Consider the following 20,208-nt stretch of genomic DNA (forward strand, 5'->3'; position numbering starts at 1 on the left):
GTCAGACCTCCAATTCCAAACCGTCGTAACCGACCTCGATCCCCAGCTCCCGGAGGCTGCGATTCTCCGCAGAAGCCTCGTCAAGGATCGGATTGGTATTGTTGATATGGATGTAAATTTTTCGCCCGGCCGATATACGGGAAAGGTGCTTCAGGCTTCCACCCGGTCCGGCAATGGGGACATGCCCCATATCGGATGCCACCAATCCGGAAATATCCAGCCGCCGAAGCTCATCCGAATGCCAAAAGGTGCCGTCCACAAGGACGTAGTCGGCTGCTTCCAATTGGGTATGAAGCTCGTTCGACCAGGATTCGACACCGGGTGCGTATACAGCAGTCCCTCCGGTCCGCTGGTCTACCATGCGGTAGCCGACGACCCAAGGGGATGTGGACGCCCCATCCGTATCGGGATTCCGAAGGACGGACGCATACCTCGGCGGCTTGGAGCCCAGGAAGAACGGATATACCATTACTCTGCCCCCAAATAGTGGAAAAGATTCCTGCGGCCGGACTTCGTGCCACCGGTATGAAGCATAGGGCTCCAGGATTTGCCTGACCGGGAAGGCTTCCATCAGGGCGTCCAATATGGGGGCCGTGGCGTAAACGTCGATTGCCGAAGACTCCCTTAAGTGGAGGAGGCCCATCGTATGATCCAGCTCCCCGTCCGTCAGCAGCACGGTTGAAATAGGCGTATGCCGGATCGAAGAGCCCGGAGCAAGCTCGGCATGTGCCTCGATCTGTGCACCGATATCCGGCGTGGAGTTGATGAGAACCCAATCTCTGCCATCATCGCTGACGGCCAGCGAATTATGCAGCCGGGCACGTAATGAGGGATCCTGCATCCGCACGCGGCGGCAGTTCGGACAGCCGCAGTTCCACTGCGGGAAGCCTCCCCCCGCAGCCGATCCCAGCACCTTCAACAGCATGTTCCTGCCCCCCTCAAAAAAAATAGATGCCGGATTGCTCCGGCATGGTTCGTCACTTCTGATACGCGTATGCGGTAACCTCTGCACAAACCTCTATGACTTCAAAATCGGGTTTAACCCACATGCCGCCACCCCCTTTGATGAAATATCCCACCATTCCTGCCAGTAGAGAGCACAAGTCTGTTTAATCATATGTTGTATTTTGGCATTCTATAACACGTAACCATGCAAAGGGGTGTTCTCTTAGGCGTTCTCTCCCAAAGTCAAAATTCGCGAGGTTCGCAAATAGGCTTCGCAGACGGAAGCAAAAAAGCGGCATGCCTCAGCATGCCGCTTCCCTTCTGTGCGCCGGTTATTGCCCCAGCTTGGAATACCAATCATTCACTTCGTTGGTCATTTGGTCGCCGCCCGAAGACTTCCAGGTCTCGACGAATTTATCAAACGCATCCACGCTTTGCTTGCCGTAGATAATTTCGTTAAAGGTCTGGTTTTCGATTTTATTCAAATAGTCCAGCTTGGATTTCATGGTTGCCGTGGTCGGGCCGGTGTACAGGTTCGGATAAGCGATGTCCTTCTGGGACATCAATACCTTGGCCGCTGCCGGCGTATCCAGACCGTAGTTGAGCTTCACTTCTTTTTCCAGGCGGGTTGTCGCTTCCTTGCCGTCCGCCAGGTTCAGCAGCGCCTTCATCTGCGCGTCCGGAATCCGGGCCCCGTCGCGCACCAGCAGGTAGCGCAGGCTGTTCACGAATCCGCCGGGGATGTCCTCATACCGGAGCGGTTTGCCGCTGGCGTCCAGATCGTAATCGTATCCCTTGAAGAGGCCATTGTCGAACACGCCTCCCGGCTGGGAATTGGCCAAATTGTCGAACATGTAGTTCTGGTAGGTAAAGAACGCTTCCGGATGCTTCATGTCCTTGTTGATCAGCGTCACGCCGTTTGTGAACAGGGTGCCGTGGCGCCCGGCTTTCCCGTCCGGCCCGGCCGGCAGGGCAATCGGCTTCCAGACCGCCGTCTTCACGTTCTTCACCGTGTCGCTCAGCGGCCATCCGCTCATCCAGTAAGGTCCAGGAATGATTCCGGCTTTGCCGGCAACGGCCGGTTCGGACGTCTTGTTCTCATCCCAGAGCGCCGCTTCCTTCGGAATATAGCCTTTGGTGAACCATTCGTTCAGCTTTTGCAGCCCCGGCTTCATGCCCGGGTTGATCGAGCCGTACTCCAGCTTCCCGTCCGCGCCTTTGTTCCACTGCTGCGGGATGGTGCCGTAGGCGCCGAAGATCCAGGACGGATCACCCATCCAGGTATTCATCGTGGTCTTGAATCCGATGCTGAGCGGGATGACCTCGTCCGGCTTCAGGCCGTCCGGATTGTTGTTTTTGAAGGCGTCCATGACCTTCTCCAGCTCATCGATCGTTTTCGGCGCGGCAAGTCCCAGCTTGTCGAGCCAATCCTGGCGGATCCACAGCAAATAATCGTGGTTGTAGGCATAATCGAGCACCGGGATCCCCATTCTTTTGCCATCGCGGATATAGGGGTTCCATACGTTCTTGTCCTGATCCATCGCCTGCTTCCACGTGTCGTTGGCATACTTGTCGAACAGCGCGCCCGTATCCTGGAACATGCCCGAATCAATCAGGTCCTGCGCCAGCTGCGCATCGCCGACGGTGACCACATCCGGCATTTCCTGGCCGGAAGACATCGCCAGCCGGAGCTTGGTTGCAAATGCGCCGTTCGTATCGGTCACTGACCACAGCGATTTGATCTCGATGCCCAGCGTGTCCTTGGCCCACTTGGTAGCCACGTTATTTTCGATCGACTCTCCGTTCTTGAACTTCAGCTCCGGATCGACGCCCCACACCGTGCTGATCGTCACCGGCGGGTCGTATTTGTCTTTATAAGCGTTTTCATTTTCGGCTGCAGCCGGCGGGTTCTGGGCCGAATCCGCAGAAGTTCCTCCTTTGGACCCCGAGCATCCGGTGAACAGCGCGCTGACCAGCACCAGGCTGCATGCCAGCGTCAATGCCTTTTTCGTATATGCCTTCATGTCGCTCCCCCTTAAATCTATATTCCTTCTACATGTTTCATTATAGAGGTGCCCCAATCGGCGTCCTATGTCATTCTCCGAACATTTCTGCACCTTTTGCAACCTGTTACTGGTCCCGGAATTCGTTTGGATTCAGCCCGTAATGCTTCTTGAACATTTTGCTGAAGTACTGCGGGTTTTGGTATCCGAGCTCGGCGGTAATCTCGTATATTTTTTTGTTCGTCTTCTTCAGCAGATAGAGCGCACGTTCCATCCGCATCCGGATAATATAATCGCCCAGGCTCTCGCCGGTTTCGGCCTTATAGATTTTGGACAAATAGACCGGATGCAAAAAGACTTTGTCGGCAATCGTCTTCACCGACGTGTCCTGCCCCAAATCGCGGGAGACGAGCTCCTGCACTTGGTGGATAATGTAGCTGCGCGTATATTGATCGCTGGCCGACAGCTCCGTCCGGAGCTTGTCCAGCATTCGCAAGGCCCAGCTTCGCAGCTTGTCCAGAGACAGAATCATTCCCTGGTCATGGACCAGGTCAAAGCCCGACTGGTCGATTTGATAGGCAAACTGACCCTGCTTGTGCGCCATATACATGAACGCATTCGTCATCAGCAGATACACCTCGTACAGATGCTCACGGGAGTAGCTCGCCCCTTCCAAATCGGTAAAAACCTCGTCAAGCTTGTTCCGGGCGGCATCCCACTGCTTGGACTCCAGCAGGTGAATCAGCGTCGGCGGCTTGTACAGCGATTCCATCGATTGGACCGGGCTGACAGGCTGTGACCGTACGTCATCGAGGTACAGGATGCCCCCGGACTCGCGGCCGCCGGACATCATAAAGGAGCCGAGACCGGCCCGGTAAGCCTGGGCGATGCCGTCCGGGAACGGAAACCAGTCGGTGATGACCAGCGTGATATCGCCCTTCAAGTAGCTGCTCACCTGCGTGCGGAAGTTTTCCGCAAGCCCGTGAAGCTTCGCTTGGCGGCGCTTCTCAAAATCCGGCAGCAGCTCGATGCCCTCCCGGTAAGAGGTTTTCAGCGCGGCCGCCAGCACCAGACAGTCATGGGGCGCCTTGCAGCCCCACACATGGAACGCCTCCGCAAGCGTCTCTTCCGCGATATTTCCCACTGCGTACTCCATCAGCGCCATCGAATGGTGGTCGTAATGGGCAAACTGCCGTCCGAGCTGGACGAGCAGCAGCACGGCGGGTTCGCCGACCTGCAGCGGAATTTCGTACTGGGCCAGCTTGTCCGCCACAGTCCGGTGCGACCAGGTCCGGCCCAGCACCAAATCGTGCATCAGGCTCGCTTTCAGCACGGCGGAATCTGATTTGATGGCATACATTAACTGATGCACCTTCTCCGCCGCCTCCCACTCGTCTTTCAAAGATTCGATCGCATTCGACAAGCTGAGAATGAACTCCTCGTCGTTCACGGGCTTTAAAATATAATCAAACGCCTGCAGCTGCAGTGCCTTCTTGGCATATTGAAAGTCCGAATATCCGGTCAGCACCATGCAACGGATATGCGGCCAGTCCTGCTGAATCCGCTCAATCAGCCGCAGGCCGTCGGTTTCCGGCATCCGAATATCCGATACGACGATATCGATAGACTGCTCGGACAGAACGGCCAGAGCCGCCTCGGCTGAGTCGGCTTGATAGACCTTGGCAATCCCCAAGTCGTCCCACGGGATCGTGGCTTTAATGCTTTCGGTGACATAGGATTCGTCATCCACCAGTAAAATTTCAATCATTCTATGTTCCCCCTTACCTGCTGCCCGTTCGGATAATGGTATGCTCAATGGGCCAGTGGAGCTCTACCCGGACGCCGCCCAGACCGGACTTTGCGAAGCGGAGCCCGGCGGTGTCGCCGTAATGGATCAGCATGCGCTGCCGCACGTTCCACAGCCCGCAGCCCATATCCTGGCTCATCGGCAGGGTCAGGGAACGGCGCAGCCCCTCCATCTGCTCTTCCGTCATGCCGCGGCCGCCGTCTTCGACGATGATCCGCATTTCACCGGGTCCGACTTCACCGGCGATCCGCACGCTGCCTGCGCCGGACTTCGGCTCGATTCCATGCAGCACCGCATTCTCCACCAGCGGCTGGACGACCAGCAGCGGTACTTCCCATTTGCGCATCACCTCAGGGATATCAACAGCAAATTCGAGCTGAGGCTTGCGCATCTTCTGAATCTCCAAATAGCTGCGGACAAAGTCCAGCTCTTCCTGCAGCGGGACGACATCCCTCTCCTGACGTGTCGTGTAACGGTAATAGTTCGACAGGTTGTGGGCCATCGCCACCACGGCCTTCATGTTCCCGAGCTTCGCCATGCTGGAAATGAAGGAAAAGCAGTTGTAGAAAAAATGCGGATTGATCTGCGATTGCAGCTGCTTCAGCCGCGCCTCCCTGACATGGATCCGCTCCATATACACGTTCTCGAACAGCTCCTGAATCTGCCCGACCATCGAGTTGAAGCGCTGGAACACGAAGCCGAATTCATTGTTGCCCTTGGCCTCCAGCCGGACGGAATAATCTTCGTGCTGCAGCTTCTTGAACGCCAAAACGAGCCGCTTCACCGGAACCTGGACCTGGGCATACAGCATATAAGCCGCCAGACAGCTGAGCAGCAGCGTCAAGCCGACGGAAACATAAAACAGCCGGTTCGACTGCTCGATCGGCGCAACGATTTCCTTCAGCGGCACATAATCGATCAGGTACCAGCCGGTGGTGTCCGAAGCGGCGATGTTGACCAGATAGGTCTCACCGTCCAGCTCGAGCTTCCGGTTCTCCGCCTTCTTCAGCGGCTCCTGCCGAAGCTGCCGCAGGATGGAGTCTGTCAGCGGCCGGTCCGCCGACCGGTTATAGATCACGCCCATGTCCGGCCTGTAATAGATCGGATCGCGCCGCCCGTCGCTTTTGAACTTGTCCAGCATGTTCTGGATATTGCTGCTGTCAAACTGCAGCTCGATGATCAGATTGGCATCTTCGGGATGGCTGAAAGAAGAATACGGATACGCCGTAAACAAGGAGAACGAATAATACGCCTCGTCTCCTTCCCCCATCTTTTTCACCTGCCAGCCGGGCCTCATCCGCTTCTTCAAATCGTCGTTATCGTACGATTCCACGTCGTTGTCCGACACCATCCGCCCCAGCGAAGGGGAAAAAATGTAGAGCTTCGTTTTCCAGTCCGACGAGCTTTCCTGAATGTTCAGCTTCGTCTGTATCCGTTTCACCAGGTTAATCATGTCGAGATTGAAATACTCACTATTCAAAAAAACGTCCTTAAATCCGAAAATATCGGGATCCTGGATCAGCAGGGTCGGCCACAAGGAAAAGCGCTCGATGTTCGAGTTGACCTGCGTCTGGAAAAAGTTCAGCTGGTTGGCGCTCGATTGGCTGAGCTCCGTCCCCAGCACTTCCGTGCTCGTACGGTTGGAATAGAAGTAAAGGCCCACGATCGGAACAAGCATCATGACGAGCAATAGCACCATTTTACGGAATAATGTATTTCTGGGCACGGCAGTTCACACCTTACGCATATTTTTAAAGTCATGGATCAGCAAGACGTAGATCTTTGTCAGAACATGTCTAAAAGCATCATCATTATACTGGAAACGGATGCATGCGAGTAGCGTTCTTTTCACCAAAGAAGAAGCCCCACCTGCCTTAAGTGAACCCGCCATGGAACGCGTGATCAAATGACCGGATGAATCGGAGAGCCGTTCTCTTATTATTGTAGGGAGCCTGCTCCGCCCCGAAAATGGTTCATTCTTCAACAATTCAGCACTTTTCGCAACCAAACGGATGTAGAGCGGCATATCTATGCCCGATATGAGGTCAAAAAAAAAAGCAGGCCGCTGTTTGCGGCCTGCCCTTGATTCCCCGGAGTCAGCTTAGATGCCCGGAATCGAATTACGCTTATGTGCGGTACGCTTATAGTAGCTCTCCAGGCGCTCCTTCGCCTGCGGGCTCACTTCCTTGCCTTCCAGATAGTCGCTGTTCTCGTCATAAGTAATGCCGAGCTCGCCTTCGTCCGTCTGGCCTTCCCACAAGCCGGCGGTAGGCGCCTTATCCAAAATCGCCTGCGGCACGCCAAGGTAACCGGCCAGCTGGCGGACCTGACGCTTGTTGAGCGTGCTGAGCGGCGTAATGTCCACCGCACCGTCACCCCACTTCGTGTAGAAGCCGGTAATGGCTTCGGAAGCATGGTCCGTTCCCACGACGAGCAGGTTCAGGTCAAACGCCAGCGCATACTGCATCACCATGCGTGTTCTCGCCTTGATGTTCCCTTTGCCCTGCGGGGTCAGGTGGCGGTGGATGCCAATTTGCTTGAGCCCATGCTCCGCTTCCAAGGCAATTTCGCCGACGGCATCCTCGATATTGGTCTCGGCCTTATATTTCAGATTAAAAGCTTCCGCCACCGCATAGCTGTGCTCGATATCCTCCTGAACCGCATAGGGCTGGAACACGCCAAGCGTCATATATTCCTTGCCTTCCTCCTCGCTGAGCTCGTCGGTCGCCCGTTTGCACAGGCCGGTCGCCACGGCGCTGTCGATCCCCCCGCTGATGGCGATGAGCAGTCCCTTCGCCCCCGCGCTCTTCACATAGGATTTCAGGAAATCCACCCTTTTCCGGACTTCGCTCTCCACATCGATCGCCGGCTTCACGCCAAGGGCCGCAATAATTTCTTCCTGCAAACTCACGATAAGCACCTCTCTTGAACAGAATAGTCGAATAAATACCGGTGTGATTTCAAACACAAAAGCCCCGTACGTATCGGATGTCCGAATACCCGGGGCATTATGTACGAGGTGCGCCGATTAACGGCACACCCGGTCAAACGCTTCGATCAGATCGTCGGCAATTTCTTGAGCCGAACGGTCTTCGATTTGGTGACGCTCAATAAAATGAACAAGCTCCCCGTCCTTCATCAGGGCGATGGATGGAGAAGACGGCGGATATGGAGCGAAATACTCGCGTGCTTTCGCGGTCGCTTCTTTATCCTGTCCGGCAAATACCGTAAACAGATTGTCAGGCACGATGTCATGCTGCAAAGCCTGAGCTACGCCGGGACGGCATTGGCCGGCGGCACAGCCGCACACCGAGTTAACGACAACCAGCGTGGTGCCTGGCGCGTCCGGAAGGTGAGTCTCCACCTCTTCCGCGGTTCTAAGTTCCTTAATGCCGAGGCGCGTCAGTTCGTCACGCATCGGTTGAATCATATCCTTCATATATCTGTCAAAAGACATAGCCATTCCCTATCACTCCTTGGATACAAAATATCAATGGACAAGCTCATAACAACATCCGCTGTTAATACTCCTATTATACATCCATAAGGGTCGAAATCAAGAGAAGCAGCGGCCTTGCGGGCTGTCAGATCATTCCCGCCCACGAATCCGTAACGGGGAACTGAATGGTGAAAGCCGTCCCCTTTCCCTCCTCCGATTCTACCGATATTTTGCCGTGATGGCGCTCCACGATGCTGAGACAGAGGGCAAGACCGAGCCCGGTTCCTTTGGCTTTGGTCGTAAAAAACGGCTCGAACAGCCGCTCCTGCCTGCTCTTGGCGATCCCCATCCCCGTATCCTTGATGATCAGCTCCACAAAGGAGTCGTTCAGCCTCGTCTCGATCGTCAGCTGCCCTTTTTCCTCCATGGCTTCCATGCCGTTGCGCGACAGGTTCAGCACCAGCTGCTTGATTTCCTTGGCGTTCAAGCTCAGCTCCGGGACCCTCTCGTCCAGGATCAGCTCGATCGTCTGTCCACGCAGATTTGCATCCGCCCACAGCAGCGGGCTTAAATCGCTGATGATCGTATGCAGATGCCATTGTTCTTTCTCAGCGATACGGTTCTGGGCAAGGGATAAAAAGTCGTTGATAATACCGTTCGCCCGGTCCAGTTCCTCCATGACGATCCGGTAGTAATGGTCGAGCGCTTCCGGGCTCTTCTCCTTCATCAGCTGTAGGAAGCCCCGGACGACGGCCATGGGATTGCGTATTTCATGGGTGATGCTGGCCGCCATCTGACCGACAAGGCTGAGTCTTTCCACATTCTCCAGCTCGCTTCGCAGCCTCGCCAGCTCGGTCACGTCCTGAAAAGCGAGGACCGCTCCGATAATGGCACCTGTATGTGTATTCGTTAATGGTGATGTGCTTATGTAGTAGTTATGCGTTCCGATGCGGATCAGCTCATTACCCAGCTTCTTGCCCTGAAGCGCCTGAACGATCCGGTAGTTGATGTAGTCTTGACCCATGATATCCACGAACATCGTGACAGGGTAGCCGAGCACGTCCTGCTTAGTAAGGTCGGGGTCCTTCGTCTTGACCAGGTTCATCATCGTGTCGTTGATGCTTGTAATATTGCCGGCATGATCGACCGAAACCATCGAAATGGGCGTGGCATCGATGACCTGCTGCAGCTTCTCCTCTTCCCTGAGATATTTCTCGGAGATGCCCATAACCTGCTCCTTCAGCCGCAGCTTCTCCAGAGCAAATTCAATCATATACACCAGAGTACCCCCGGTGAACATACTGGTTAATATATAGAAGAGAACGATCAGCACCAGCCCTGCATCGGCTAAATTCAGGTTGGGAGATTCGATAATCGGGGCGGCCGTGATCAATAGCATCGCAGGCATAAGGCACAGCCACAGCTTGTTGATCTTCTCCGTGAGCGGCCCTTTCCGGAACTTTGGGGACATCCAGATCAGAAGAGGGTATAGCGGTAATCCGGTATGCAGAAACAAACCGAGAACCGTCCAATTGGGATTAAAGATGAAGTCGCACAGAAGGCACAGCCCCGCCAGAGGCAGGCCCGTCTTATATCCTCCATACAGCATCCCGATAAACAGCGGCAGAATGCCCAGGTTTAATGGAATGTAGTTAAAAATGGAGGTGGAAAACATCGAGCAGAGCAAAATCGTCAGAGCGCTGGACAAAATAATGACAAGATCAAAATCCATGGCTTCCATTCGCTTTCTACGCCTAAAAACCCGGACATATTTGTCCAGTCCCATTGGGAAGAGAAAAGCGAAGGAACCGGCCATAAGTACCTGTGTTATAATGTTTTTCAGTGCGTAAATAATCGCCAATCCCTCCTCCCCGCCAGGGCAGGTATGTGTAGTTCCCAATACGAATCTTTAGTGATTGCAGCTGGTTCTTCTTGCCGTTCGAGTGAAAGCGATTCATTACAGGTTTAACGGACTACAAGGAATAGGAAGATGTACCGCTGTTTTATGATAAAAGACGATTTCCTTTTGATTAAATCACAGCCAACACAATATTACAATATATCCTGATATATCCTAAAAAAGGACACACGAAACAGGGAAATAGACTGTCGTAAAAATAAAGGAGATTAACCAGTGAACCGATATGACGTTATTGTTGCCGGAGGCGGATCAGCGGGTCTAATGGCATGTGTCTCGGCCGCCCGGCATGGGGCATCTGTCCTGCTTTTGGACAAAGGAAATAAACTTGGCCGCAAGCTCGGCATTTCCGGAGGCGGCCGCTGCAACGTAACCAATGCCAAAGAAACCGATGACCTGATCGCTCATATCCCGGGCAACGGCCGCTTTTTGTACAGCGCGTTCCAGCATTTTAACAACCGGGATATTATGAACTTTTTTGAAGGGCTCGGCATTGCCCTGAAAGAAGAGGACAACGGGCGGATGTTTCCGGTATCCGACAAGGCCGCCAGCGTCGTGGGCGCTCTCATTCAGGAGGTAAAGAGGCTCGGCGTGGAGATCAAAACGGACAGCCCGATTGCGGAGGTCCTCTATGAGAATGGAAGAACGGCAGGCGTTCGTCTGAAGTCCGGGCATATTTACAGAGCCCCCAGCGTCATTGTCGCCACCGGCGGCAAATCCGTGCCCCATACCGGATCCACAGGTGACGGTTACCCCTGGGCAGAGGCCGCCGGCCACACGATTACCGAGCTGTACCCTACCGAAGTCCCTATCGTTTCCCATGAAAAGTGGATCCAGTCCAAGGAGCTTCAGGGACTCTCCCTGCGGGACGTGGAGCTCTCCGTGTGGAATCCCAAAGGTAAAGAAGTGATCGGGCACCGCGGGGATATGATCTTTACCCATTTCGGCGTATCCGGTCCGATCGCCCTGCGATGCAGCCAATTTCTGCGGCAGGTCAAAAATAAGTTTCATACGCCGGATGTCGAAATGGCCATCGACCTGTTCCCGGATCTGGACGTGTCGTCGCTCGACCAGCTGCTGAGGGACAAACTCGCGTCCGAGCCGAAAAAGGCGATCCGTAACGTACTCAAGGGCCAGGTCCCCGATCGGCTGCTTCCGCTGCTGTTCGATAAATCCCAGCTGGACGGGGACGCGACCTACGCCCATCTGCCCAAACAGCAGTGGGGGGATTTTGTCGCCTGCCTGAAGCAGTTCCGTTTCCGCGCGGTCGGCACCAAATCGATCGAGGAGGCGTTTGTCACCGGCGGAGGCGTCAACCTGAAGGAGATCAACCCGAAGACGATGGAATCGAAGCTGATGCCGGGGCTGTTTTTCTGTGGCGAAGTACTCGACATTCACGGATACACCGGCGGCTACAACATTACGGCCGCCTTCTCGACCGGATATACCGCTGGAATGCACGCAGCGGGGTACCATTAAAAATCCAATTTCGAGGTGATCGGTATGAGGATAGAGCTGAACAATGATTTTTGCCGGCAATTCGGCATTCGTTACCCTATTTTTCAGGCGGGCATGGCCGGCGGTCCCACGACGCCTGAGCTCGTGGCTGCCGTATCGAATGCCGGCGGTCTCGGCACTCTGGGGGCGGCCTACATGGAGCCTGCGGCGATCCGCGCAGCGATCGCAGACATCCGCGGGCGGACAAGCGCCCCGTTTGCGGTCAATCTGTTCACCGTCCCGATGGAAGACGACAATCGCCGGACCGCCGAGGTCCAGCGTGTGCTCGACTCCATTCGGGACGATCTGGAATTGCCGCCCGCCCCGCCTCAGGCGGTCCAAACGCCGGATCACCTGGAGCGGCAGTTCGCCGAAGTGCTCGAAGCCGGCGTTCCCGTGATCAGCACCGCTTTTGGCGTGCTGTCCCCGCGGCATATGGAGCTGGCCAAGACGGCCGGCATGAAGGTGGTCGCCATGGCGACCACCGTGGAAGAGGCGCTGGAAGCCGAGCGCGCCGGCTGCGATGCGGTCGTCGCCCAGGGAAGCGAGGCCGGCGGCCACCGCGGCACGTTCAACGTCGATGCTCACCCGATGGGAGCGAACATCGGCACCTTCGCCCTCGTGCCGCAGATCGCCGACCGGGTGTCCATCCCGGTCATCGCCGCCGGCGGCATCATGGACGGGCGCGGTATGGTCGCAGCCATGGTTCTGGGAGCGCAGGCGGTCCAAATGGGCACCCGTTTCCTGACAGCGGCCGAATCCGGTGCGCATCCCGCCTATCAGGCAGCGCTGCTTGCCAGCACCGAAGAAAGCACGGTGCTGACCAAGGCCTTCTCGGGCCGGCCCGCCCGGGGCATTACCAACGCCTTCGTCCGGGAGTGGAACCAGAGCGGCGTAGAGCCGCTTCCGTTCCCGACGCAGAACACGGCGACACGGGATATTCGTAACGCGGCCGCCCGGCAGAATCAAGCCGGTTACATGTCGCTATGGGCCGGGCAGGCGACAAGAATGCTGAAAGCGGGCCAGAGCGCCGCAGACATCGTGGAGGAAACCGTCCGGCAAGCGCTCGAAATATTGGAATCTTAGCCCCTGCGCGATTAGTACCATTGTGATGCAATGATGTGACGTTATGCTTTCCTATCCAAAAAACGCCTGGATCTAAGATCCGGCGTTTTTTTAGATTAAGAACGTATATATTTTGAGCAGAGCTGTTGATCATATTTTTCGCAGCATCATCAACTGAAGGAGGGTTACCGTGATCCAAACAGCTGCGAGCGCCAGCGGAATCAGCGCAGCCGCAGCTGCCCAGACCGGCAGCATCGAGAACAGCAGCAGTCCTGACGTCACGAGCGCATACGGTGCAAGCAGCATCCGCACAGCCTTCATCATGGCGCTCAGCTTCACCTCGTCCGCCCAGGGCAGCATCGTAACAAAGCCTTCCTTCATAAAGGCCGCTGTGTTCAAATACAGCCAGTAAGCCAGCAGCAAATGAAGCGCGGCGTAGACCAGAATCTTCACCCCGGGGGGGAGCGTCAACAGGATGGCCGCGCTGAGCGACATGACCTGCGCATATCCTGTAAGCTGCTTCGTCTGGCGCACATATGCCTTTGAGCATGCCCCGGCCAGGCGATGGACCGGCGTTGACGATCGGAACAGACGCTGGGACCGCCGGAAAATCCATGGTCTGCTGCGAATTTTCCGCGGTTTGTCCATGGCGCTGCTCAGCACGAGTCCGGTCAGCTTGGTCCGCTGAACCAGCTCTTCCTGGATATCGTTCATAAATGTGCCGCGAGTTCTCATCCGCACCAGGAGCAGCAGCACGTTGATCACCGCCAGCAGGGCGGAAGCGGCAGCCAACCAGGACGGGCTGTCTATCCACCATACCGACAATACGACGTATGCTGCGGCCGGAAACACGACCATGGGCAGGTACAACAGCCATCTCCGCCAGCCGTGAGCCCGGAGCCGTGTGAAATGCTTCAGCCAGACCATCAGGCTACCGGCCGTCACTGTGAAAAGCAGCCAGCACCCGGCAGCATCCAGGCTAATCCCGTACCTGCGGACCATAAAGGGAAGCACTAGCAGAAAGCCCGCTCCCGCCTTCAGGGCTGTGGCGATCATGCTGTAGATGCCTCCCCTCAGCATCAGCCCGCGCAGCCACCGCACGCGCTGATGAATGAAGAGAACGTCGGCCTCGCGGATCATGAGGAATATTTTGCCAGCTGACAGCCACAATAACAGAAATACAGGAATAACGCCGAATATCATATGGCTGCTCCACTGCGGGAGCGGCTCCTTCCATAAACCGTAATACAGCCTTCCCCCCAGCAGCGCGCCCGGAATCAGCATATACAGGAGTACCGTCCAGTCCGCCACCGACCGGATGACGGCGATCGTTTCCTTCCAGTGGGTCCGGAGCCGGTGCCAGAACAATCGCCCGGGGGTTGGGTAGGCATAACCGGTATTGCTTGAATCCGCCATGTTCATCTCCTTTCCATGGATGTCAGCCAGTCTGCGAAGAAACATCCGGTACCCTCGTTCCTACCGAAGACTGGGCTCGTCGAAGCATCCGTTCTCAGGTCAGGGCATCAAAGCAGTTGAACAGCGAGGCGTCCGGCAGCCCGGCCGTCCTTCGGATATCCGTCAAATCCCCTTTGGCCACCATTCGCCCGCCGGAGATCATCACGAACGCATCGCAGATCCGCTCGGCCGTATCCAGCACATGGGTAGACATCAGCACGCCAGCGCCCCTGCCCCGCTCCTCTTCCAGGAGCCGCAGAAAATCCTTGGTCGCCCGCGGATCCAGGCCGATGAAGGGCTCGTCCACGATATAAATATCGGGTTCCGCCAGAAATCCGAGCATGAGCATCATTTTCTGCTTCATCCCTTTGGAAAAACCGGCCGGGAGCTGATGCTTCACCCCGCTCATGCCGAACTGGGTCAGCAGCTCCTCCGCATGGCGGACAAAAGCCTCGTATTCCAATTCGTAAGCGGCCGCAGCCAAATCGAGATGCTCCCAGAGCGTCAAATCGTCATAAAACACCGGCTGCTCGGGGATGTAGGCGTACCGCCCGCTCTCCCCTCCGATCGTTACGGACGCCCTGGAGTATTTTAGCAGACCGAGCAGCGTCTTCAGCGTCGTGCTTTTTCCGGCACCGTTCGGACCGATGACGCCCAGCAGCTCGCCAGGCGCCACTTGAAAAGAAACGTCCCAAATACGCGGCTGTCCTTCTTCATATCCCGCTTCTTCGATATGCACATCGAGCACAGGCAGCAAAGGCTCCATGATCCACCTCCAGAAAAAATAATCCGTTTCGAGCCATAGAGCTTATGTATATCAACAAAGGCCACCGAAACCAAATGGATCGGAACGGCTGCGTCCCGACCCTGCATAATTTAACTATATGAAAAGTTCACCCGATAATCCATACGTCCCGGGACTGAAATCGATCTACAGCCGGCGGGCTTATTTAAAATGCTGTACCAGCGTTCCGCCGCCATCCGCCTTCACTTCGGCATAAGCGCCGTTCACCAGCGTCATTTGCGGCGGAACGTGACCGCAGTCGATATCGTAAATGACCGGTACGCCCAGTTCTTCCGACAGCTCCTGGTATACATCCTCCACCGTGTATCCTTCCATTGGACGGTTGGCCGCGCTCCGGCCGAACATCAGCCCGGCGCAGCCTTCGAACCAGCCGGCATACTTCATCTGAACAAGGGACCTGCGCAGATCGGCCGTGTTCAGCTCGCAGTTCTCCAAATACCAGAGGAGAGGTTCGCCCGGAATATGGCGCTCCCGGAATGCTGCCACATCCCCGTAAGGCGTGCCGATCAAATGGCGGATAACGTCAACGCATCCCCCGAGCAGCCGGCCCTGCAGCGACTCCGGCCCGCCCGAAACCGTCTTCCACACCGTCGGCTCCGTCAGATGGAAAACGCACGGGCTCGGATCGTCGTGCCGCCACTCCTTCTGGTATTTGGCCGATGCCTGCTGCGGAATCCGATCGCCCGGCTTGGCCGTCAGCACGGTCTCCCACATGGCCGAGGTGTCATCCGAATACGTCCCCCGCAGGTCGACGAAATTGAGCCCGTGAGCGGTGGCGATTCCCGTCTTCAAGGTGATGGCCAGAAGAAGGACGCTGAGGTCCGAATAGCCGAGAATCCATTTCCGCGGCATGCGGTCAAAGTCCACCCGATCCAACATTTCGATGAGCAGTTCCCCTCCCCACGGAGGAATGATCGCACCGATTTGCGGATCCCCAAGCATCTCGTTCAGCTCCTCGGCACGGACCTTGGCCGGAGCGGACTTTGCCTTGTGCTGCGTCCAGACCGTCTCGCCGACGCGTATGTGATAGCCCCTCTCCTCCATTCGGCTGACAGCCGTGCGGAACATGTCGTGCAGACCGGGCTCTATGCCCGAGGAGGGAGCCGTCACACCGACGACAGCCCCTTTTTCCATTCGCGGATATTGAATCACTGCCGCATCCCTCCCGCAAGATTTCCCCCTATATTACTAAAAAAGGGCAGCGAGAACAATGACGGTGTTACGGTATTGGCCAGACTCGAGATTCCAAAAAAACAAGGATTCTCCGGACATCGAAGAATCCTTGCTGCGGCAGCAACGCTATGAGGTTTTATCCATTCGCGCCTTCCCGCGCTCTTTCCTCCTCTTCCTCCGGACCGGCCGAAGGAACCGTATTTCGCAGTCCGAGCACGATCAGAAGGCTTACGACGGCGATGACCGCCATCACGACATACAGGGAATGGAGGCTCCCTTCAAGAATATGCCTCAGCTCGCTCCACAACTCCTTGGGAAGCGATGCGCTTCCTTCCGGAGTCAACAGCTGGTTGACCTCTTCTTGGCCGACCCGCTCCAACCCGGGAGTATCGGCGAGCCGCCCGGCCAGCGTCAAGTTGATCAACGATCCAAAGACAGCGACGCCGACCGTCTGGCCCAGCGACCGGATAAAGGTATTCAGCGCCGTCGACGCGCCGCGAAGCGAGTAACCCACCGAGGACTGTGCAATAATCGTGAACACCGTGTTGGAATATCCGAAGCCGAGGCCGTAGATAAAGGTAAAAATCAAAATCACGTAATGCGGCGTCCCCTCGCCGATCCAGGCTAACCCGAGAGCCCCGATCACGATGCCGGCCAGGCCGATCAGCGTCGTTTTCCGCGAACCGGCGGTAAGAATGAGCCGGCTCCCCGCTACGGAGCCGAACAGCCAGCCGATCGACATCGGCGCCATCGTCAACCCGGACATCGTGGCATTTTTGCCCATGACCCCTTGAATCCAGAGCGGCGTATACGTCGTGAGGCCGATCAGCAGCGCGCTGGTCAGCATGGCGGCGACGGTGGACACGGAAATATCGCGGATCCTGAACAGCTTCAGCGGCAGCATCGGCTCCTTCGCCCGGGCCTCCACCACGATAAAGGCTGCCAGAAAAACCAGCGCAAGCACGATGCAGAGTACGATCCACACCGAAGACCAGGCAAAAAACTGCCCGCCGGTCGCCAGCGCAAACAGCAGCGCCGTCATCCCCACCGTAAACGTTCCGGCACCCGCGAAATCGACATGCGTTTCGGCACGCTCCTGCCGCTGCTCGTGGAAATGGCGGGCGATCATCCACATGGACAGCAGCCCGAACGGCACGTTAAAGCCGAAAATCCAGCGCCAATTCAAATAGTCGACAAAGTATCCGCCGATGAGCGGTCCGATCAGGGAGGCAATGCCCCAGACCGAACTGATGAGTCCCTGGATTTTGGCGCGTTCTTCAATCCGATAGACGTCCCCGATAATTGTAAAAGTGACCGGAATGACCGCCCCCGCTCCGATGCCCTGAATGGCCCGGAACGCGATCAGCTGTCCCATGCTTTGCGAGAAGCCGCACAGCAGCGATCCCAGGACAAACAGCAGCGACCCGATTTGAAATACCGGTTTGCGGCCGTACAGGTCGCTGATTTTCCCGAAAATCGGAGTGGATACAGCCATGGTCAGCAGGTAAGCGGTAAAAATCCAGCTGAGGAGCTTCATGCCGCCAAAGCTGCTGATGATGGCCGGACCCGCCGGTCCCGTTACGGTTCCTTCGATGGCCGACAAGAACGTGGATACGAGGATTCCGGCCAGAATCCAGTTCCGGCTCTGCTTTCCAGGCAAATGTTCAGATCGATTCACGTTATTTGTATCCTTTCTCCCGTTTTGACAAAGTTTCCTTATAACGAAACGTATCCACCCAGTGCACGAAAAATGGCCTCCGGTAAGAGACCGCTTTTCAGACTGGGCGGATGCATAGGGTTTATTAAAATAGAAGGGCATGAAGTTTCAGACGTAGACGATCATTCGACCGTCACTCAAACGAAATCTTCCTGCCTAAAAGCGTGCTTGCATGAGTTCATGATTCCGGCCCAACTGCCGGTAATCCTCGACCTTGCCTTGATCAAGCCGGAGCACGAAAGAAGCATCCTCCTCCACCAGGCGGGGGTCGTGGGTAATCATGAGCAGGGCAGCGCCCCGGGCGGCGGCGCCCCGGCACAGCTTCAGCAGCCGCTGCGCGGCGAGGTAATCGATGCCCGAGGTAGGCTCATCGAGAATGTAGAGGGCTTTCGGCTGGATCAGCTGGCCGATGACGCTGAGCAGCTTCTTCTCACCCTGGCTGAGCAGGTATGGGGAGTCTTGGCGACGCCCGCTCAGCCCGGCAGCCGCAAGCAACGCCTCGGCCGCTTCGGTCTGCTCAGGCGTCAGGTCAGCTTGCCGCCGGCGCCAGCCGCTTCGAACCCGCAGCCCGTACACAAGCTCATCCCACACCGTATGCTCCACGAATTGATGCTCCGGCTGCTGGAACACGTATCCGATGTCCCCGGCAAGCTGATGAACCGGCATACCGGATACGTCCCGCCCCTTCCAATATACCGAACGGGAAGGAACCGGCAGGAGGCCCATCAGGAGGCGGGTGAGCGTCGTTTTGCCCGAACCGTTCTCACCGGTCAGCATGCCCCACGCTCCCGGATGCATCGCGAACGAGACGTCCCGGAGCGCTTCCTGCCCTCCGGGGTAAGTGTAGCTCAGGTTCTGGACCTCGAGCAGCGGTCCGGAACCCGAGTCACCGCCGGGGCAATCCGCACCCGGCGGCCTCTGCGTCGGCGCCGTCACCATGCCGGCGCTCTGCAGGGTCCCGGCGGCCGGCTCCGCTGCATGCGAGCCGGCTTCCGCTGCCCCCTCCCATGGGGGCAGCACGCCGAGCTGCGCCAGCCGGTCCCGGCTGGTGCGCAGCAGCTCCTGCGGCGCTCCGTCCAGCAGGACTGCGCCGCCGTCCAGGACGATGACGCGCTCCGCAGCGCGCGCGGCATCGTCGAAGCGGCCGGACACCGTGACGACGGTCCGGCCCTCGGCGTGCAGCCTGCGGCAGAGCTGCACGAACTGCGCCTGCGCCGCGGGGTCGAGGCTGGCGGATGCATCGTCGAAGACGATCATCCGCGGAGACAGCGACAGCACCGCGGCAATGGCGGTACGCTGGCGCTGTCCGCCGGACAGCTCGCGCACCGGTGAGCGGCGGCGGGCGGTCAGGTTCACCGCCGCCAGCGCTTCGGCCACGCGGGACTCGATCTCCGCCGGCGGCACGCGGAGATTCTCGGGCCCGAACGCGGCCTCATCCTCGACGACGCCCCTCACGAGCTGGGCGTCGGGATCCTGGAACACGATGCCGGCCACCTTGGTGATCTCAGCGATCGGAGCTTCGGCCGGGTCAATCGCGTCCAGCCGCACATTCCCTTCCCGGCGGCCGCCTCCGCTCCGCGGAAGATAGCCGCTAAGCAGCTGGCACAGGGTAGACTTGCCGCTGCCACCCGGTCCGATCACCGCCGTAAACTGTCCTGCCGGAATCGTGAGCGACACGCCGCGGAGCGCAGGCTGTTCCACATCTTCGTACCAATAAGAAAGCTCCGTCAGCTCAATGGAAGTTCCCTGCATCCGCAGAAGCCTTTCTGCCAATGGCAAAACGTTTAAGCAGCCCGCTCCGCTGAAGCATATCCCCGAGCACCTTGGTGAGCAGGCCGCACAGCACGATACCGCTGATGATCCGCACCACCATCGTTATTGCCAGCACCTGAAAGCTCCAGGACGTATACCCGAACATGTTCGCCGCGCAAATGAACCAGATCGGCACCATCGCGCCGCCGACCAGCATCATCGCACCGGCATTCCAGCGTTTGTAGCGAAGCAGAAAAAATACGGCCTCCGCCACAACCAGATAACACAGCGCCGCCACGATGCTCGCCGCTATCCCGTACGTATTGCCTACAAAGCACTGGATCGCGCCGCCGATTCCGTATGTAATTGCCGCGGTTCCCGGCTTGCGGATAATGTAATAGGCCAGCAGGCCGTACACCATGTACACGCCGACGATGGTAGAGGTCGACACGGGCCCACCCAGGCTGTTCAGCATTTTATTAATGTAAGATAAATAAAAGGTCAATACCGCGTTCGCTGTGGCCAGCATCGCCATCAGCACGATGTCCAGCGTCGTAAACGGGACAGCACGTCTCTTTGATTGTGATAAAGTTTCCATCTCATGTCAACTCCTAATCAGGAAAATGGTGGGA

16 protein-coding genes are annotated in these 20,208 nt (G+C 57.1%); 2 read left to right on the forward strand and 14 right to left on the reverse strand.

All coding sequences use genetic code 11. The features are described from left to right. Position 1: 1 nt before the first annotated feature. The 8 genes from pqqB to GCU45_RS13210 all read right to left on the reverse strand — a co-directional run bounded on the left by pqqB (position 2) and on the right by GCU45_RS13210 (position 9,935). Complete coding sequence (gene pqqB / locus GCU45_RS13175; RefSeq protein ID WP_152399277.1) at positions 2-925, reverse strand: pyrroloquinoline quinone biosynthesis protein PqqB; 924 nt, start codon at positions 923-925, stop codon at positions 2-4. 52 nt (positions 926-977) lie between these two features. Further along, positions 978-1,082, reverse strand: a complete 105-nt coding sequence (gene pqqA, locus GCU45_RS34565; RefSeq protein ID WP_076175873.1) for a pyrroloquinoline quinone precursor peptide PqqA — start codon at positions 1,080-1,082, stop codon at positions 978-980. A gap of 195 nt (positions 1,083-1,277) precedes the next feature. Beyond that, positions 1,278-2,969: an extracellular solute-binding protein gene (locus tag GCU45_RS13185; protein ID WP_152399278.1), complete on the reverse strand. Its 1,692-nt coding sequence runs from the start codon at positions 2,967-2,969 to the stop codon at positions 1,278-1,280. Between the two features lie 106 nt (positions 2,970-3,075). After that, positions 3,076-4,716, reverse strand: a complete 1,641-nt coding sequence (locus GCU45_RS13190; RefSeq protein ID WP_152399279.1) for a response regulator — start codon at positions 4,714-4,716, stop codon at positions 3,076-3,078. A gap of 13 nt (positions 4,717-4,729) precedes the next feature. Next, positions 4,730-6,481, reverse strand: a complete 1,752-nt coding sequence (locus GCU45_RS13195) for a sensor histidine kinase (protein WP_152399280.1) — start codon at positions 6,479-6,481, stop codon at positions 4,730-4,732. Positions 6,482-6,856: 375 nt separating this feature from the next. Further along, entirely contained in the window at positions 6,857-7,666 is an 810-nt protein-coding gene (nadE, locus tag GCU45_RS13200) for an NAD(+) synthase (RefSeq protein WP_076175883.1), read from the reverse strand. A 117-nt stretch (positions 7,667-7,783) separates the two neighbouring features. After that, entirely contained in the window at positions 7,784-8,218 is a 435-nt protein-coding gene (locus tag GCU45_RS13205; RefSeq protein ID WP_076175886.1) for a BrxA/BrxB family bacilliredoxin, read from the reverse strand. Positions 8,219-8,339: 121 nt separating this feature from the next. Next, positions 8,340-9,935 (reverse strand): ATP-binding protein, encoded by a 1,596-nt coding sequence (locus tag GCU45_RS13210; RefSeq protein ID WP_244364549.1) that lies wholly within the window; start codon positions 9,933-9,935, stop codon positions 8,340-8,342. 393 nt (positions 9,936-10,328) lie between these two features. Here GCU45_RS13210 and GCU45_RS13215 point away from each other — a divergent pair, with 393 nt between their 5' ends. Together GCU45_RS13215 and GCU45_RS13220 are read left to right on the forward strand one after the other, a co-directional pair. Continuing rightward, complete coding sequence (locus tag GCU45_RS13215) at positions 10,329-11,591, forward strand: BaiN/RdsA family NAD(P)/FAD-dependent oxidoreductase (protein ID WP_152399281.1); 1,263 nt, start codon at positions 10,329-10,331, stop codon at positions 11,589-11,591. Positions 11,592-11,615: 24 nt separating this feature from the next. Further along, positions 11,616-12,695, forward strand: coding sequence for an NAD(P)H-dependent flavin oxidoreductase (locus GCU45_RS13220; protein ID WP_152403037.1), 1,080 nt, complete (start codon positions 11,616-11,618; stop codon positions 12,693-12,695). A 129-nt stretch (positions 12,696-12,824) separates the two neighbouring features. On the opposite strand, the gene GCU45_RS13225 is transcribed toward GCU45_RS13220, so the two are convergent. From GCU45_RS13225 to GCU45_RS13250, 6 genes are all read right to left on the reverse strand, one after another. Beyond that, a complete protein-coding gene (locus GCU45_RS13225) occupies positions 12,825-14,135 on the reverse strand; it encodes an ABC transporter permease (protein WP_152399282.1) in 1,311 nt (436 codons plus the stop codon). Between the two features lie 49 nt (positions 14,136-14,184). Next, a complete protein-coding gene (locus tag GCU45_RS13230) occupies positions 14,185-14,895 on the reverse strand; it encodes an ABC transporter ATP-binding protein (RefSeq protein WP_152399283.1) in 711 nt (236 codons plus the stop codon). Between the two features lie 180 nt (positions 14,896-15,075). Further along, on the reverse strand, positions 15,076-16,086 hold the full coding sequence (locus GCU45_RS13235; RefSeq protein ID WP_152399284.1) for a S66 family peptidase: 1,011 nt from the start codon (positions 16,084-16,086) through the stop codon (positions 15,076-15,078). A gap of 157 nt (positions 16,087-16,243) precedes the next feature. After that, positions 16,244-17,785 carry an MDR family MFS transporter gene (locus GCU45_RS13240; RefSeq protein ID WP_244364550.1) on the reverse strand — a complete coding sequence of 514 codons (1,542 nt, stop codon included), beginning with the start codon at positions 17,783-17,785 and terminating at the stop codon, positions 16,244-16,246. Positions 17,786-17,980: 195 nt separating this feature from the next. Further along, positions 17,981-19,576, reverse strand: coding sequence for an ABC transporter ATP-binding protein (locus GCU45_RS13245; RefSeq protein ID WP_152399286.1), 1,596 nt, complete (start codon positions 19,574-19,576; stop codon positions 17,981-17,983). Further along, positions 19,557-20,174: an ECF transporter S component gene (locus tag GCU45_RS13250; RefSeq protein ID WP_152399287.1), complete on the reverse strand. Its 618-nt coding sequence runs from the start codon at positions 20,172-20,174 to the stop codon at positions 19,557-19,559. The genes GCU45_RS13245 and GCU45_RS13250 overlap by 20 nt, the downstream gene beginning before the upstream one ends. Positions 20,175-20,208 lie beyond the last annotated feature (34 nt).

This window comes from Paenibacillus cellulositrophicus (genome assembly GCF_009363095.1).
Taxonomy (GTDB): domain Bacteria; phylum Bacillota; class Bacilli; order Paenibacillales; family Paenibacillaceae; genus Paenibacillus_AQ; species Paenibacillus_AQ favisporus.

Bases quoted from the DNA above. Each gene is read 5' to 3' on its own strand.
- GCU45_RS13190 (WP_152399279.1), bottom strand. From the start codon at position 4,716: ATGATTGAAATTTTACTGGTGGATGACGAATCCTATGTCACCGAAAGC.
- GCU45_RS13220 (WP_152403037.1), top strand. From the start codon at position 11,616: ATGAGGATAGAGCTGAACAATGATTTTTGCCGGCAATTCGGCATTCGT.
- pqqB (WP_152399277.1), bottom strand. From the start codon at position 925: ATGCTGTTGAAGGTGCTGGGATCGGCTGCGGGGGGAGGCTTCCCGCAG.
- GCU45_RS13210 (WP_244364549.1), bottom strand. From the start codon at position 9,935: ATGGAAGCCATGGATTTTGATCTTGTCATTATTTTGTCCAGCGCTCTG.
- GCU45_RS13230 (WP_152399283.1), bottom strand. From the start codon at position 14,895: ATGGAGCCTTTGCTGCCTGTGCTCGATGTGCATATCGAAGAAGCGGGA.
- GCU45_RS13185 (WP_152399278.1), bottom strand. From the start codon at position 2,969: ATGAAGGCATATACGAAAAAGGCATTGACGCTGGCATGCAGCCTGGTG.
- pqqA (WP_076175873.1), bottom strand. From the start codon at position 1,082: ATGGTGGGATATTTCATCAAAGGGGGTGGCGGCATGTGGGTTAAACCC.
- GCU45_RS13225 (WP_152399282.1), bottom strand. From the start codon at position 14,135: ATGTTTCTTCGCAGACTGGCTGACATCCATGGAAAGGAGATGAACATG.
- GCU45_RS13250 (WP_152399287.1), bottom strand. From the start codon at position 20,174: ATGGAAACTTTATCACAATCAAAGAGACGTGCTGTCCCGTTTACGACG.
- GCU45_RS13245 (WP_152399286.1), bottom strand. From the start codon at position 19,576: ATGCAGGGAACTTCCATTGAGCTGACGGAGCTTTCTTATTGGTACGAA.
- GCU45_RS13205 (WP_076175886.1), bottom strand. From the start codon at position 8,218: ATGGCTATGTCTTTTGACAGATATATGAAGGATATGATTCAACCGATG.